This is a genomic window from Sphingopyxis sp. TUF1 (genome assembly GCF_036687315.1).
Classification (GTDB): domain Bacteria; phylum Pseudomonadota; class Alphaproteobacteria; order Sphingomonadales; family Sphingomonadaceae; genus Sphingopyxis; species Sphingopyxis kveilinensis.
In genome coordinates this window covers 1594739-1608637 of sequence record NZ_CP144683.1, presented here as the reverse complement: position 1 = coordinate 1608637, position 13899 = coordinate 1594739, and the positions used below count along the sequence as shown (strand labels likewise).

Annotated in this window: 11 protein-coding genes; 3 read left to right on the top strand and 8 right to left on the bottom strand. The window is 66.4% G+C overall.

The genetic code is table 11. From position 1 onward, the window contains the following. Nucleotides 1-69: 69 nt before the first annotated feature. Both VSX77_RS07730 and msrB read left to right on the top strand, forming a co-directional pair. Entirely contained in the window at nt 70-1329 is a 1260-nt protein-coding gene (locus tag VSX77_RS07730; protein WP_338427060.1) for a cytochrome P450, read from the top strand. A gap of 55 nt (nt 1330-1384) precedes the next feature. Continuing rightward, entirely contained in the window at nt 1385-1870 is a 486-nt protein-coding gene (msrB, locus tag VSX77_RS07725; RefSeq protein ID WP_422397296.1) for a peptide-methionine (R)-S-oxide reductase MsrB, read from the top strand. Between the two features lie 7 nt (nt 1871-1877). Here the strand turns inward: msrB and VSX77_RS07720 are convergent, their stop codons facing one another. Genes VSX77_RS07720 through VSX77_RS07710 form a run of 3 tightly spaced genes read right to left on the bottom strand, consistent with a single transcriptional unit; the run spans nt 1878 to nt 5694 of the window. Continuing rightward, nucleotides 1878-3716 (bottom strand): hypothetical protein, encoded by a 1839-nt coding sequence (locus VSX77_RS07720; protein WP_338427059.1) that lies wholly within the window; start codon nt 3714-3716, stop codon nt 1878-1880. After that, the gene (locus tag VSX77_RS07715; protein WP_338427058.1) at nt 3713-4144 is read right to left on the bottom strand and encodes a GtrA family protein; all 432 of its coding nucleotides are present in this window, start codon (nt 4142-4144) and stop codon (nt 3713-3715) included. Before VSX77_RS07715 ends, VSX77_RS07720 begins: the two co-directional genes overlap by 4 nt. Before the next feature lie 23 nt (nt 4145-4167). Continuing rightward, a complete protein-coding gene (locus VSX77_RS07710; RefSeq protein ID WP_338427235.1) occupies nt 4168-5694 on the bottom strand; it encodes an NAD(P)/FAD-dependent oxidoreductase in 1527 nt (508 codons plus the stop codon). Nucleotides 5695-5869: 175 nt separating this feature from the next. On the opposite strand from VSX77_RS07710, the gene VSX77_RS07705 reads away from it, so the two are divergent. Beyond that, a complete protein-coding gene (locus VSX77_RS07705; RefSeq protein ID WP_338427057.1) occupies nt 5870-7639 on the top strand; it encodes a tetratricopeptide repeat protein in 1770 nt (589 codons plus the stop codon). A 23-nt stretch (nt 7640-7662) separates the two neighbouring features. Here VSX77_RS07705 and VSX77_RS07700 read toward each other — a convergent pair whose 3' ends face one another. The 5 genes from VSX77_RS07700 to mnmE form a co-directional block, all read right to left on the bottom strand. Then, the gene (locus VSX77_RS07700) at nt 7663-8619 is read right to left on the bottom strand and encodes a ParB/RepB/Spo0J family partition protein (RefSeq protein WP_338427056.1); all 957 of its coding nucleotides are present in this window, start codon (nt 8617-8619) and stop codon (nt 7663-7665) included. Further along, nucleotides 8620-9402: a ParA family protein gene (locus tag VSX77_RS07695; RefSeq protein ID WP_338427055.1), complete on the bottom strand. Its 783-nt coding sequence runs from the start codon at nt 9400-9402 to the stop codon at nt 8620-8622. Further along, the gene (gene rsmG / locus VSX77_RS07690) at nt 9399-10037 is read right to left on the bottom strand and encodes a 16S rRNA (guanine(527)-N(7))-methyltransferase RsmG (protein WP_338427054.1); all 639 of its coding nucleotides are present in this window, start codon (nt 10035-10037) and stop codon (nt 9399-9401) included. Before rsmG ends, VSX77_RS07695 begins: the two co-directional genes overlap by 4 nt. A 604-nt stretch (nt 10038-10641) precedes the next feature. After that, complete coding sequence (gene mnmG / locus VSX77_RS07685) at nt 10642-12513, bottom strand: tRNA uridine-5-carboxymethylaminomethyl(34) synthesis enzyme MnmG (protein WP_338427053.1); 1872 nt, start codon at nt 12511-12513, stop codon at nt 10642-10644. Between the two features lie 75 nt (nt 12514-12588). After that, nucleotides 12589-13893 (bottom strand): tRNA uridine-5-carboxymethylaminomethyl(34) synthesis GTPase MnmE, encoded by a 1305-nt coding sequence (mnmE, locus tag VSX77_RS07680; RefSeq protein WP_422397311.1) that lies wholly within the window; start codon nt 13891-13893, stop codon nt 12589-12591. Nucleotides 13894-13899 lie beyond the last annotated feature (6 nt).

Sequence of the window (13899 nt, the reverse complement as noted above, 5' to 3'; positions counted from 1 at the left end):
AGCTGTAAATAGTGGCATTCTGCAACTGAATCGGCCGCGCCGAGACGGCCATTTGAGAGGAAATGCCCCGTGGCCACCCAAATTCGCCCCGCGCCCGAATCCGCCGTCAATCCGCTCGATGTCAGCCGCGCCGAGCTGTGGAGCGAGGATCGCTGGCAGGGACCGATGCGCCAGCTGCGCGCCGAATCGCCGATCTATTACTGTCCCGAATCGAAATTCGGCGCCTATTGGTCGGTAACGACCTACAAGCCGATCCAGCATATCGAGGCGCTGCCCAAGATTTTCTCGTCGAGCTGGGAATATGGCGGCATCACCGTCGCGGGCGACGGCGTCGAACATCTGAAAGAGGGCGAAATTCCCATGCCGATGTTCATCGCCATGGATCCGCCGCAGCACACCGCGCAGCGCCGCACCGTTGCCCCCGCCTTCGGCCCGTCGGAGATTGAGCGGATGCGCGCCGACACGGTCGCGCGCACCGCGGCGCTGATCGACACGCTGCCCATCGGCCAGACGTTCGACTGGGTCGAAAAAGTGTCGATCGAGCTCACCACCGACATGCTCGCGATCCTGTTCGACTTTCCGTGGGAGGAACGCCACCGGCTCACCGCCTGGTCCGACGCGCTGGGCGACATCGAATCGTTCGACACGACCGAACTGCGCCAGGCGCGCACCGCCAAAGCCTTTGAAATGGGCGCCGCGTTCAAGGAGCTGTGGGACCGCAAGGCGCTTAATCCCGGCAAGCACGACCTCATCTCGATCATGCTGCAATCCGATGCGATGAAGCATATGAGCGAGCATGAATTCATGGGGAATCTGATCCTGCTGATCGTCGGCGGCAACGACACGACGCGCAATTCGATGTCGGCCTATGCCTATGGCCTCCACTGCTTCCCTGAAGAACGCGCCAAGCTCGAGGCGAATCACGATCCCGAACTTGCGGTCAATGCGATGCACGAGATCATCCGCTGGCAGACTCCGCTCGCGCATATGCGCCGCACCGCCATGGAGGATACCGAGCTGTTCGGCCACCAGATCAAGAAGCGCGACAAGATCGCGCTTTGGTATGCGTCGGCAAACCGCGACGAAAGCGTCTTTCCCGACGGCGACCGCATCATCGTGGACCGCGAGAATGCGCGCCGCCACCTCGCCTTCGGTTACGGCATCCACCGCTGCGTCGGCGCGCGCGTCGCCGAGCTTCAGCTCACCACGCTGATTTCGGAAATGCAGAAGCGCCGCCTGCGCGTCAACGTCGTGGGCGAGCCCGAGCGCGTCCACGCGAGTTTCGTCCACGGCTATCGCCACCTGCCGGTCGAACTCGAACAATATTGACCGCGGCGGAAACCGCGCGCCTGTTTCCGCCATATAAGGGGGCAGGAGGCTCGATATGATTGCGCGACGTCATCTTCTCGGCGGACTGGCACTCGGCGGCGGCATCGTCGCCGCGCCAATGCTGTTCGCCAAATCGGCACGGCCAAAGGCGGAAGCCGGCTGGCGCCTGTCCGAAGCCGAATGGAAAAAGCGCCTGTCGCCGCTCGAATATCGCGTGCTGCGCGAAGCGGCGACCGAGCGGGCCTTCACCAGTCCGCTCGACAAGGAAAAGCGCGCCGGCACGTTCGTCTGTGCGGGCTGCGCACTGCCGCTTTATTCGAGCAAAACCAAATATGACAGCGGCACGGGCTGGCCAAGTTTCTGGGCGCCGCTGAGGGGCGCGATCGGCACCGCGACCGATTACGACCTCGGCTATCCGCGCACCGAAGTGCATTGTCGGCGTTGCGGCGGTCACCTCGGCCATGTCTTCAACGACGGGCCGAAACCGACGGGCAAGCGTTATTGCATGAACGGCGCGGCGCTGCGTTTTCGCGCCGCCTGACGCGGGCTCAGTCGGGCTTTACCCGCCATATCGCCAACCCCGCCCGCGACGTGATCGGTACGGGCTCGAGCCAGTCGGGCGGCGCCCTGGCATAAAGCTGCGCCGCTAGCGAATCCCGGCGCGCGCGGCGATATTTAGTGAAGTCGTTGGCGGTGCGACAGGCAACGATCAACGTCGCCTGCTGCCGCTGCACCAGCGCCTCGGCGCGCGCGGGATCGCCCGCAAATGCGCGGATCGTGTCGGCCATCGCGTCCTTGTTGCGATGATGCGGCGTCGCGACCAGCCCGTGCCGCGTCCAGAAAACGAGCGGCGCGCCCAGGTCGATCGGGGTCAGCAACGTTGTGCGCGGCAGGCGGTTGAGGTCGGCGATCGCCGCGGGGTCAAGGCAGTTCGCGCGATAGCGATTGGCGTCGGCCGCCTCGGCCTTCGCCCTTTCCTCTTCGGCCCGCAGCGCCGGGACGACCAGACTGAGCAGCGCCGCCACCGTCATCCCGCCGATCAGCGGCAGCGTGAGCGCCGCCATCGCCGAGGCGAGAATGCGCGGCAGCATCGCCCGGATCGTCCGCGCCCATGTCCAGGCGCGGAGGCCCAGCCAGGCGCAGCCGGGCAGCGCGAAAAGATGCGCGGTCGACACGCTACGAAACACGAGCAGCGATAGCGCGGCCGCGCCGACCAGCGCAGCGATCACCGTCGCCCAGTTCCGCCGGTCGACCGCATTATCCGAATGGCGCCACGCCAGCATTGAACCCGCAAGGCCGATGAGCGACGGCACGAGCACATGAATCATGTCGTGCGGACTCGCCCGCCAAAGCGGCTGGCCTTCAAGGACGTTTCGGTACCAATATTCGATCACAATCGGGTCAAGCGTCGCAAAAGGGCCCTTCGCGCATTGTGGTTCGGTCCACACCAGCGCGCCCGTCGCGGCCGCACCCGCCAGCGCGAGCAAAACCAAGCGGGCCCATAACGCGGCAGGGTTGGCGCGCGCCGATGCGCATATGATGGCCGCCGTCGCGACGAACGCCGCCAAATAGGGAGCCGAAAGCGAATCGCACCAGGTGCCGACGAGGCCCATCGGCCCGCGCGTTGCGAACTGAAGCAGGATCGCGCCGCCGGCGAGCGCACCCATATAACCGCACAGCCGCGCGCGATCGTCGCCGCGGCCGTGCAACGCCCAGCGCAGCGCCGCAAGCCCCGCGAACAGCGCCGCCACCGGCAGCCCCTCGATCGATACCGCGAGCAGCGCCGCGGCGAACAGCCCGCCGAGCAGCCCTGCCTGCCATGACGCGGGGCGCAGCGCCTGCGCCATCACCAGCATCGCCAGCAAAATCTGCCAGCCATGGTGATCGACGCGCAAGGGGCGGAACTGGACGATAATATAGCCCGACATGATCAGGAACAGCGGCACGACATAGGCGATGCGGCGGTCCGACAGGTTACGATAGCCGAGCGCGCAGGCGACGCTCAGCGCTGCACCGAGCAGCAGCGGCCACGCCGTCATCACGATCCTCTCGGCCATCGCCTGCCCGAACAGGGGTTCGAGCAGCAGGATACCCGCCGCCAGCGGCGCATCGACGAGGCGCGACCAGTGCATCAGCACGCCGCCGCCTGCCGGATTGACGCGATATTGGGTCAGGTCCCACCAACCCTGCCCGGCGAGCAGATCGCGCACCTGCGCCATGCGCATTGCATCGTCGGTATCGCGAAGGGTGAGCGCGCCGATTGCCTGCCAGTGGGTGACAATCGCCACCAGGCTCAGCAGGCCCCAGACGATCAGCGCGATACGCGCCGGGTTGAACCAGGCGCCGCGCGAGATGACGCCCGGCGCGGGCGGAGCGGGCTCACTCATACCGCGGCGGCCCGGAAGACGATATGACGGCGGAGCAGATAGGTGGTCTGAAAACTGACGACGATCGCCGCGAGCTTGGCAAGGCGGGGGTCAAGCCCCAGCGCACTGCCGCCGCCGACGATCGCGGTCGTGACCGCCAGCCCGACGACGGCCGATCCGACGAACAGCAGCTTCTGCCGATGCCGCTCACCCGTGCCGCGCGCGGCGGCGCCGTCGGCGAATACGAGGCGGCTCGAAATCAACCAGTGGACGAGGATGCCGGCGCAGTAGCCCGTTGCCGACGCCGGCACCGGCGCGAGCCCCGCGTCGAGCAGCAACAGGAACAGTCCGGCATCGCTGCCGAGCGCCAGCGCGCTCGCGAGCAGATAGTTGAGCCAGCGGAGCTCGCCGCGGCGTATCGATTCGATCAGTTTGAGCGCGGGCTGCATCGCGCTTCTCCCCCGCCTAAAGCTCAGGCGGCCTTGGCGACGCGCGCCGGCACATCGCGCACCGACGCGAGCGCGGCCTGCTCGCCCTCGGTGCCGCTTTCATGATATTCGGCGTCTTCGTTGACGCCCCAGATGTCATAGCGTTTTTCGCCGGCGACGATGTTGCGCACGGTCAGCATCGCGGTCATCATCGCATGATCCTGGTTGTTATAGCGGTGCATCCCGTTGCGCCCGACCATGTGCAGCGTCGGATAGCGCGCCTCCAGTTCGGACCGCATCGTCTCGACATGCGCGGCATAATCATCATCATAGACGGGATAGGCCTTTTCCTGCCGCACCACTGCGCCGCCGACCACATCGTCGGGGTTACACAGACCAAGGATCGCCATTTCCTTCGTCGCGAGCGCCACCAGCTCGTCGTCGCTCGACGCCCAGAGGCCGTCGCCCTCGAAACAGAAATATTCGAGGCCGACGCACGCAAGGTCGGGGTCGGGAACCATTTCGGGCGACCAGCTGCGGAAATTCTGCACACGGCCGACCTGCACCTGGCTGTCGTGGATATAAATCCAGTTGTCGGGGAACAGATCTGCCGACCGGATCTTGAGCGCGACGGTCAGGAAGTCGCGGTAATTGAGCTTCGGTGCTGCGGTGAGCGCGCACGCGGGCAGCGGATGAATGCGCGCCGCGAGCTCGCGCATCGGCGCCGAGCTGATGACATGGCCCGCGTCGATCACGACATCCCCATCGGGGCCGTTGGCGGTCAGCCGCCAGCGGCCGCTCACCTGATCCTGCGTCAGCTGTTTGAAGCTGTGACCCATCAATACATGATTGCCGCCCGCCACGATCTTGTCGCGCGCGGCGTCCCACATCATGCCGGGGCCGAGCCGCGGATAGCGGAAGGTTTCGAGCAACGTCTTGGTCGCCATGCCGTCGTTGGGCTTCTTGTTGAGCCCCAGGCTGCGTTTCAACCCATCGATCACCGCGCCGCCGAGCGACAGCCCCTTGATGCGCTGCGCCGCCCAGTCGGCCGACATTTCGTCGCACGGCATCCCCCACACCTTCTCGGTGTAGGTCTTGAAAAAGATCGAATAAAGCTTCCGCCCGAACTGGTTGATCGTCCAGTCCTCGAAACTGCGCACCTTTTTCTTCGGCAGCAGCTTCGCCTTGGCATAGCTCATCATGCACAAAGTCGAACGCACGACGCCGAGGTTCCACAGCGCCTCGAACGCGCGCAGCGGATAGCTGTAGAATTTGCCCTCATAATAGATGCGGCTCATCCGCGGACGCTCGATGAAGTCGTCGGGCAAAATCTCGGTCCACAGGTCGACGACTTCGCGGCTCTTCGAGAAAAAGCGGTGCCCGCCGATGTCGAACCGAAAGCCCTCATGCTCCACCGTGCGGCTGATCCCGCCGACATAGGTCGGATCCTTTTCGATCACCGTGACCGAATAGCCCTCTCTGGTCAGCAGATAGGCTGCGGTCAGCCCGGCCGGCCCCGCACCGATGATCGCGACATCGGCGCTGGTCGAACGGTTCTTCGAACCGGACATGTTCGGCATTTCGGACTCCCCACAGGCAAAAAATTGCTCGCCGTCCGCTGTGCGCAAATATGGATAAATAAGGGTTAATACTGTCCGCCTTTCAGCCGATCGTCGCCTCGGCTTGGGAGCGCGCCCTTTTTATGATAGGCTGTCCGGGTCGTTCCGCACCTTGGGGAGGGTTGCGATGCACCACAGTTTCAAAGCCGCCGCCGCTGCCGCCATGGGCTTTGCGCTCGCCAGCCTGCCCGCCGAGCCAGTCTTTTCCACCGCGGCGCTTGACGCGCTTGATCCCACGCGTCTGGCAAAGGCCTTTTGCGGCGCCCGCCGCGCGGGCACCGCCCTCGCGAGCCAGTTGCTGATCGCCAGTGCCCACGCCGCCCCGGCGGGCGCGGGCGGCACCATCCCGCTCTACTCCGACCTCACCGCCTCCCCCTTTCCCGTCTCGGCGCAAGACGCGCAGGCGCGCGCCTTTTTCAGCCAGGGGCTGCTCCTAACTTACGGCTTCAACCACGCTGGCGCCGTGCGCTCGTTCCGCGAGGCGCAGCGCCGCGAGCCCGGCTGCGCGTCGTGCTGGTGGGGCGAGGCGCTCGCGCTGGGCCCGAACATCAACGCGCCCATGGACGACCGCGACCGCGAGGCCGCACTGAATGCGATGGACCGCGCGATGGCGCTGCGCGGGGCCGCGAGCCCGGTCGAGCGCGCGCTGATCGAGGCGGTGGCCCTGCGCTATTCGCGCGACCCCGCCGCCGACCGCGCCGCGCTCGACGCCGCCTATGCCGACGCGATGCTGAACGTTGCGCGCCGCTTCCCCGGCGACGACGATGTCGCCGTGCTCGCCGCCGAAGCGGCGATGAACGCCAGCCCATGGAATTATTGGCAGGGCGACAAAAAAACCCCGATTGGGCGCAGCGGCGAGGCGGTGCGGCTGGTCGAGACGGTGCTCGCGCGCAATCCAGCGCATGTCCAGGCCAATCATCTCTATATCCACCTGATGGAATCGGTCGATCCGGCACGCGCCGAGGCCGCCGCCGACCGCCTCGCCGATCCGCGCGCGCCCAGCGCCGCGCATCTCGTCCATATGCCCGGCCACATCTACCAGTTGCGCGGCCGCCACGCCGATTCGATTCGCGTCAACATCGCCGCGGCGCGCGCCGACGAGGCCTATATTCTTGGCGCAGGCGACCAGGGGCTCGTCCGCTACGGCTATTATCCGCACAATATCCATTTCATCGTCACCTCGGCGCAGATGGCGGGCGACATGACGACCGCGGTGCGCGAGGCGAAACGGCTTGGCGCGGTGCTCGACCCCGCGACCTCGGCGCGTATCGCCTGGATCCAGTCGATCGACGCGGCGCCCTATTTCGCGATGGCCCAATTTGCCGATCCCAAGGCAATCCTCGCGATGCCCGCCCCCGACGCGCGCCTGCCCTACCCCACCGCGATGCGCCACTATGCCCGCGCGGTGGCGCAGGCGCAGCGCGGCGACCGCGCCGGCTTCGACCGCGAACTCGCCGCGATGCAAAGCCTCCGCACGTCGGACGCCTTCGCCGATATGGTCGCGCAGGGTGTTCCCGGCCCCGATCTTGTCCGGCTCGCCGAATTCGTCGCGCGCGGCCGCTTCGCCGCGCATCAGCGCCGCTATGAGGAAGCGATCGGCTTCTATCGCCAGGCGATCGAGATCGAGGCCGCGCTTCCGTATCAGGAGCCGACCTACTGGTATTATCCGGTGCGCCAGTCGCTCGGCGGCGTCCTGTTCCGGGCCGGTCGTCCCGCCGAGGCGAGCGAAGCCTTCCGCGCTGCGCTCGCGCAGGCGCCAAACAACGGCTGGGCGCTCTACGGCCTCGCCCGCAGCGAAGCCGCGCAAGGCAAGAAACTCGAAGCGGCTGCCGCCCGGCAGGCGCTCGGCAAGGCATGGCTGGGCCGCAAAAGCTGGCTGCGCATGGACCGGCTATAGCGCGGTTTGAACCGGCGCCGGCGCTAAATCCCCTCGCCCGACAATCGCTGGCAGATCATGTCGAGCTGGTCGAGCGACGCGAATTTCAGCGTCAGCGCACCCTTGCCTCCGCCCGTATATTGGATCGCGACGCCGATCCCGAGCAGTTCGGACAGATGGCGTTCGACCGCGACGATGTCGGGGTCGCGGCCCACGCCGTCCATGCTTTTATATTCGAGCGGCGCCTTGCGCCCGCCGCCCTTCCCGTCGCGCACCAGCGCCTCGACCGCGCGCACCGACAGGCCTTCCTTGACCACCCGCCGCGCGATCGCTTCGGCGTCGTCGGCGCCGATGAGCGCGCGGGCATGGCCCATCGCGAGCGATCCGTCGCCGACCAGCGCCTGCACCGCCTCGGGCAGGTCGAGCAGGCGCATCAGATTCGCGACATGGCTGCGCGACTTGCCGACCAGCTTTGCCAGCGCCTCCTGATTATGCCCGAAATCGTCGATCAGGCGGCGATAGGCGCCCGCTTCCTCGATCGCGTTCAAATCCTGGCGCTGGATATTCTCGACGAGCGCGATCTCATAGGTCGCGGCATCGTCAAGCTCGCGCACCAGCGCCGGAATCTGGTGCAGCCCCGCGCGCTGCGCCGCGCGCCAGCGACGCTCGCCCGCGACGAGCTGATACCCGTCACCATCGGGCGATCGGCGCACGATGACCGGTTGCAGCAAGCCGCGCAAGGCAATCGAATCGGCAAGCTCGGTGATCGCGACCTCGTCGAAATGGCGCCGCGGCTGGCCGGGAAGCGGCCGGATCGATCCGACCGGCACATGCTGAACCGAATCGCCCGACACCGGCGCAGCACGCGCAGCCGCGCCGGGGGTCGCGAGCACCGGCGCCTCGACCGCGGCGTCGCCGAACAGCGCGTTCAACCCGCGGCCCAGCCCCGACGGACGCTTACGCGGCGACGATCCACTTTTTTCTTCTTTATTGTCAGTCATTTATGCCGCCTTGCGAATCGCCGGAAGCCGGTCGATCAACTCGCGCGCGAGCGCAATATAGGCCGCCGACCCGGCGCAGCGATGGTCATAGATCAGCGCGGGAAGCCCGTGGCTCGGCGCTTCGGACAGGCGGACATTGCGCGGGATCACCGTGTCGAACACCACCGGCCCCAGCACCTCGCGCACATCGTCGGAAACCTGGTCGGTCAGCCGGTTGCGCCGGTCGAACATCGTCAGCGCGACGCCAAGGATCGACAGTTTCTGGTTGAACCGCTCGCGCACGCGCTCGACCGTCGTCAGTAGCTGGCTCAGCCCCTCGAGCGCGAAAAATTCGCATTGCAGCGGCACGATCAGCGATTCGGCGGCGATCAGCGCGTTCAGCGTCAGCATTCCCAGCGACGGCGGGCAATCGATCAGGCAGATGTCCCACTGCCCCGCTTCGGCGCCTGACAAGGCTTGCTGTAGCCGGTTGAGCCGATCCTGATATTCGATCAGCTCGATCTCGGCGCCCGACAGATCGACCGTCGCGGGTATGATGTCGAGCCGCGGCACCGCGGTCGGGATCGCACATTCGGCGATTCCCGCGTCGCCGCGCAGCAGTTCGTAACTCGAATATTCGCGCTGCGACTGTTTGATGCCGAGGCCGGTCGACGCATTGCCTTGCGGATCGAGGTCGATGATCAGCGTGCGCCATCCCGTCGCCGCGAGCGCGGTGGCCAGATTGATCGCGGTCGTCGTCTTTCCAACCCCACCCTTCTGGTTTGCCACCGCGATCCGGATCATGCTTTCCCTCGCTTTTTCGGCGCGATACGCCCCGTGCCGACCAAGATGCCGCTTTCGGCGTCGGTGCGGCTCTGTTCCACGTGGAACATTCTCTGCCATGCCTCGGGCAGCAACGCCAGTTCCTTAACGGCATTTCGGCCCTTTGGCAGCAGCCAACGCGTCGATTCGGTGGAAAAACGCGCGGATAAGTCGATCAACCGATCGAGCGGAGCAAAGGCGCGCGCGCTGATCGTCGCGGCGCGGCGCGTCGCGACGCGCTCGAGCGGCGCTTCGGCAACCTCGACGTGATCCAGCCCCAGCTCGGCCGCGACCGCGCGCAGGAAATCACACCGCCGCCGCCGCGATTCGACGAGCAGCATCGGCCGCTCGGCCAGAATCGCGACGACCAGCCCCGGCAACCCCGGCCCACTTCCAAGGTCGATCCAAAGCCCTTCGCCTTCGGAATCAAGCGCCAACAGCTGCGCGCTGTCAGCGATATGCCGCACCCAGATCGCCGGAATCGTCGACGCCGCGATCAGATTCTGCTGCGCATTTTCGGCGATAAGCATCGCGACGAAGCGTTCAAGCTTTGTCCATTGCGCCGACGTCGGGGAAAACGCAGCCTCAATCCAGGCGCGTGCCTCATCTTCGCTCATCAATAAGCCGCTGTCGAAACTCACCAAACGCCCATTCTATTTTGTCATTTCACCAAAGCGGAACGGCTTCCTCTTCGTGCCTTTGCGCCTTTGCGCGAGATTTTGAAAGCCTCGCGCAAAGGCGCAAAGAAGAAGCAGGTGGCGCCGAACGAACATCTCGAAACAGAGCCGCTTTACTTCGAACTCCTCCGGACGTTGGGTTGCGCTGAAGAAATGGTTCCTGGGAGGAGTCTGGGAAGAACAGTCGCAACCGCCACCGGAAGCGGATATTTTTTCCTCCCTGTCGCGCAGCGATGGGGAGGTGGCAGCGCGAAGCGCTGACGGAGGGGCTAGGACGCCGACGTCGCGGCCCCTCCACCACCGCCTACGGCGGCGGTCCCCCTCCCCATCGCGACGCGACAGGGAGGATCGTAAATCGCAAGACTCTGAAACGACCGAAACTAGCCGTCGCCCCCGCGAAGGCGGGGGCCGCTATCGGTTTACGCAGCGACGCAGGAAAGATTGATGGCGGCCCCCGCCTTCGCGGGGGCGACGGTTTATTGAGACTTCCGCTCCCCACTCAAAGCTGCCACCCTACACTTTCGCCAACCCGATTGCCTCAGCTTCAAGCCGCCCGCCGCCGGCTATGAACCATAATCGCAGTCAGCGCCGCGGGAGTCACGCCATCGATCCGCGCCGCCTGCCCCAATGTCTCGGGCCGCGCCTTGCTCAATCGCTCGACCATTTCGCGCGACAGGCCGCCTATCGCCGCATAATCAAGCGCGGGGTCGAGGAGGATCGCTTCATTTGCCGCCAGCGCGCGGAGCTCGGCCTCGTGCCGCGCGATATAGGGCGCATAATGCGCATCTTCGACGACCTCGGCGAGAATCGCTGCGTCGATGGCGCACAACTCGGGCGCCAATATAGTCAGCCGCTCGATCGCCATATCGGGGAAGCGCAACAGGTCGATTCGCCGCCGCGCGATCCCGTCGCCGGGCAGCGGCAGGCCGATCGCCGCATAATCGGCGGTTGTCACCGGCACTTCGAGCAGCGCCTCGGCGCGCGCGCGCTCGTCCATCCGCGCGGCGAACAACGCCGCAGTCGCGGGTCGCACCAGCCCCAGCGCGATCCCCTTCGGCGTCAGCCGCGTCGCAGCATTGTCGGCGCGCAGCCGCAGGCGATATTCGGCGCGCGCGGTGAGCATCCGGTACGGCTCGCTCACCCCCTGCAGCACCAGATCGTCGACCATCACCCCGATATAGGACAGGCTGCGATCGAGGATCAGCGGCTCGCGCCCCTGCACCGCCAGCGCGGCGTTGGCGCCCGCGACGAGCCCTTGCGCCGCCGCTTCCTCATATCCCGTCGTCCCGTTGATCTGCCCTGCGCAATAAAGACCAGGCATCGCGCGCACTTGCAATGTCCGGTCGAGCGCGCGCGGGTCGATATGATCATATTCGACGGCATAGCCAGGAACGACCATTTCAACCGCTTCGAGCCCCTCCATCGTGCGCAGCATTGCCAGCTGGACATCGGCGGGCAGCGACGTCGAAATGCCGTTGGGATAGACAAGATGCGTATCGAGCCCCTCTGGCTCGAGAAACACCTGATGCCCGTCGCGGTCGGCAAAGCGGTGGATCTTGTCCTCGATCGACGGGCAATAGCGCGGTCCCGCTGCGCCGATTGCGCCGGTGAACAGCGGCGAGCGGTGCAGATTGTCGGCGATGATCCGGTGCGATTCGGCGTTTGTACGCGTGATCGCGCAGAAAATCTGGGGAACCGTCCGTTCATTGTTCCACGTGGAACAGGTCCAGTTGGCGCCCTCGGCGCTATCCGACGGCTGCTCACTCAGCCGCGCCCAGTCGATCGTTCGCCCGTCGAGTCGCGGCGGCGTGCCCGTCTTGAGCCGTGCCATCGGCAGGTCGGCGCCGCGAAGCTGCCCGGCAAGCCGGTGCGCGCCCGCCTCGCCGATGCGCCCGCCCGCCATGCGTTCCTCGCCGCGAAACAGCCGCCCGCCAAGGAAGGTGCCCGTCGCGAGTACCACCGCGCGCGCGGTCAGCGCGGTGCCGTCAGCCAGATCGAGTCCCTCGATCTGTCCTTCGCTCGACAGGCGCAGGCCGGCCGCTTCGCCCGCAACGACGATGATAGCGTCTTCGGCGGCGAGCAAAGTTTGGATCGCGTCGCGGTACAGCTTCCGATCGGCCTGGATGCGCGGCCCCTGCACCGCCGCACCCTTCGACGCGTTGAGCATCCGGTAATGGATCGCCGCGGCATCGGCCGCGCGCGCCATCCACCCGTCGAGCGCATCGACCTCGCGCATCAGATGGCCTTTGCCCAGCCCTCCAATCGCCGGGTTGCACGACATCGTGCCGATCAACGCCGGATCGAAACTGACCAGCGCCACCCGCGCGCCGAGCCGCGCCGCGGCCGCGGCGGCCTCGGTCCCGGCATGGCCACCGCCGACGACGATGACATCGAAAGTTGTGCTGCTGCTATTCATGATCGGCGGCGCGCATAGCGCAAAGCCTTTGGTAAATCCACCGCGGCGCGACGGGAGGATGTTTCACGTGGAACGTCATTTGCCGATGCAGAAGCGCCCGAACAGCGTGTCGAGCATATCTTCAACGCCCGCGCGCCCGGTGATACGGTCCAGCGCCGTTGCGGCAAGCCGCAGCCGTTCGGCAAGCAGGATCAGATCGCCCGCCTCGCGCGATCCCGTCTCAACCTCCAGCCACCCCTTTGCCTCGTCGAGCGCATCGCGCTGTCGCTGCCGGAGCGTGGCTTCGCCCTCGCGCGGCAATAAGGTTCGCGCCATCTCGACGATCATGCTGTGCAACCGGTCCATCCCCTCCCCCGTGGCGGCGGACAATATAAGATCGCAACGCGCGGCCTCGGCTTCGGCCGCGGCGTCGCCGCGCCAGCGGTCGGCCTGTGCGGCGATCAGGATCGTGCGAGGATGCTCGGGCGCCTCCTTCGGCGCGCCCAGCCACAACAGGAGGTCCGCGCCCTCCACCGCCGCCTTCGCACGATCGATTCCGATCATTTCGATCGTATCGGCACTTTCGCCGCGCAGGCCGGCAGTATCCGAAAAGCGCATCGCAATCCCGTCCAGCGCCAGCGGCGTTTCGATCACATCGCGCGTCGTCCCCGCGACCGGCGACACGATCGCCAGCTCCCTCTGCGCTAAAGCATTGATAAGAGTGGATTTACCTGCGTTCGGCGGCCCTGCGATCACCACCGACAACCCCTCGGCAATCACCTCCGCCGCGGGCCGCGCCAGCCACTCGCCGAGCTCTCCCGCCAGCGCCGCCATCCCCCCCGACACGCGCTGCGCGACACCTTCGCCAACTTCGACGTCATCCTCATCCGCGAAATTGAGTTCGGCCTCGGCCGCCGCCATCAGCGCGAGTAGCCGCTCCTGCCACGCCGCCACCATACGCGACACATGCCCGCTCGCGAGGCCAAGCGCCTGCACCCGCTGGCTTTCGGTTTCGGCGGCGAGCAGGTCCGCCAGCCCCTCGGCCTCGGCCAGATCGATCCGTCCATTTTCGAACGCGCGCCGCGTAAATTCGCCCGGTACGGCGCGCCGTAGTCCCGGCATCGCCGCCAGCGCCGCTTCGACCGCCGCGACAACCGCCCGCCCGCCGTGCAGGTGCAGTTCGACAAGGTCGTCGCCGGTCGCTGTCGCTGGTCCAGGGAACCACAGGATCAGCGCATGATCGAGCACCCCGCCCCTGGCATCCCTCAGCCGGGCGAATGAAGCATGGCGGGGCGCGGGCAATCGTCCAGCCAGCACCTGCAACACCTTCGCAGCCTGGGCCCCGCTTATCCGCACGACCGCAATCGCCGCGGGCGGCATCCCGCTCGACAGCGCGAAAATCGTATC

Bases quoted from the DNA above. Each gene is read 5' to 3' on its own strand.
- VSX77_RS07695 (WP_338427055.1), bottom strand. From the start codon at position 9,402: ATGATCCGGATCGCGGTGGCAAACCAGAAGGGTGGGGTTGGAAAGACG.
- VSX77_RS07715 (WP_338427058.1), bottom strand. From the start codon at position 4,144: ATGCAGCCCGCGCTCAAACTGATCGAATCGATACGCCGCGGCGAGCTC.
- rsmG (WP_338427054.1), bottom strand. From the start codon at position 10,037: ATGAGCGAAGATGAGGCACGCGCCTGGATTGAGGCTGCGTTTTCCCCG.
- VSX77_RS07720 (WP_338427059.1), bottom strand. From the start codon at position 3,716: ATGAGTGAGCCCGCTCCGCCCGCGCCGGGCGTCATCTCGCGCGGCGCC.
- VSX77_RS07705 (WP_338427057.1), top strand. From the start codon at position 5,870: ATGCACCACAGTTTCAAAGCCGCCGCCGCTGCCGCCATGGGCTTTGCG.
- VSX77_RS07710 (WP_338427235.1), bottom strand. From the start codon at position 5,694: ATGTCCGGTTCGAAGAACCGTTCGACCAGCGCCGATGTCGCGATCATC.
- msrB (WP_422397296.1), top strand. From the start codon at position 1,385: ATGATTGCGCGACGTCATCTTCTCGGCGGACTGGCACTCGGCGGCGGC.
- mnmG (WP_338427053.1), bottom strand. From the start codon at position 12,513: ATGAATAGCAGCAGCACAACTTTCGATGTCATCGTCGTCGGCGGTGGC.
- VSX77_RS07700 (WP_338427056.1), bottom strand. From the start codon at position 8,619: ATGACTGACAATAAAGAAGAAAAAAGTGGATCGTCGCCGCGTAAGCGT.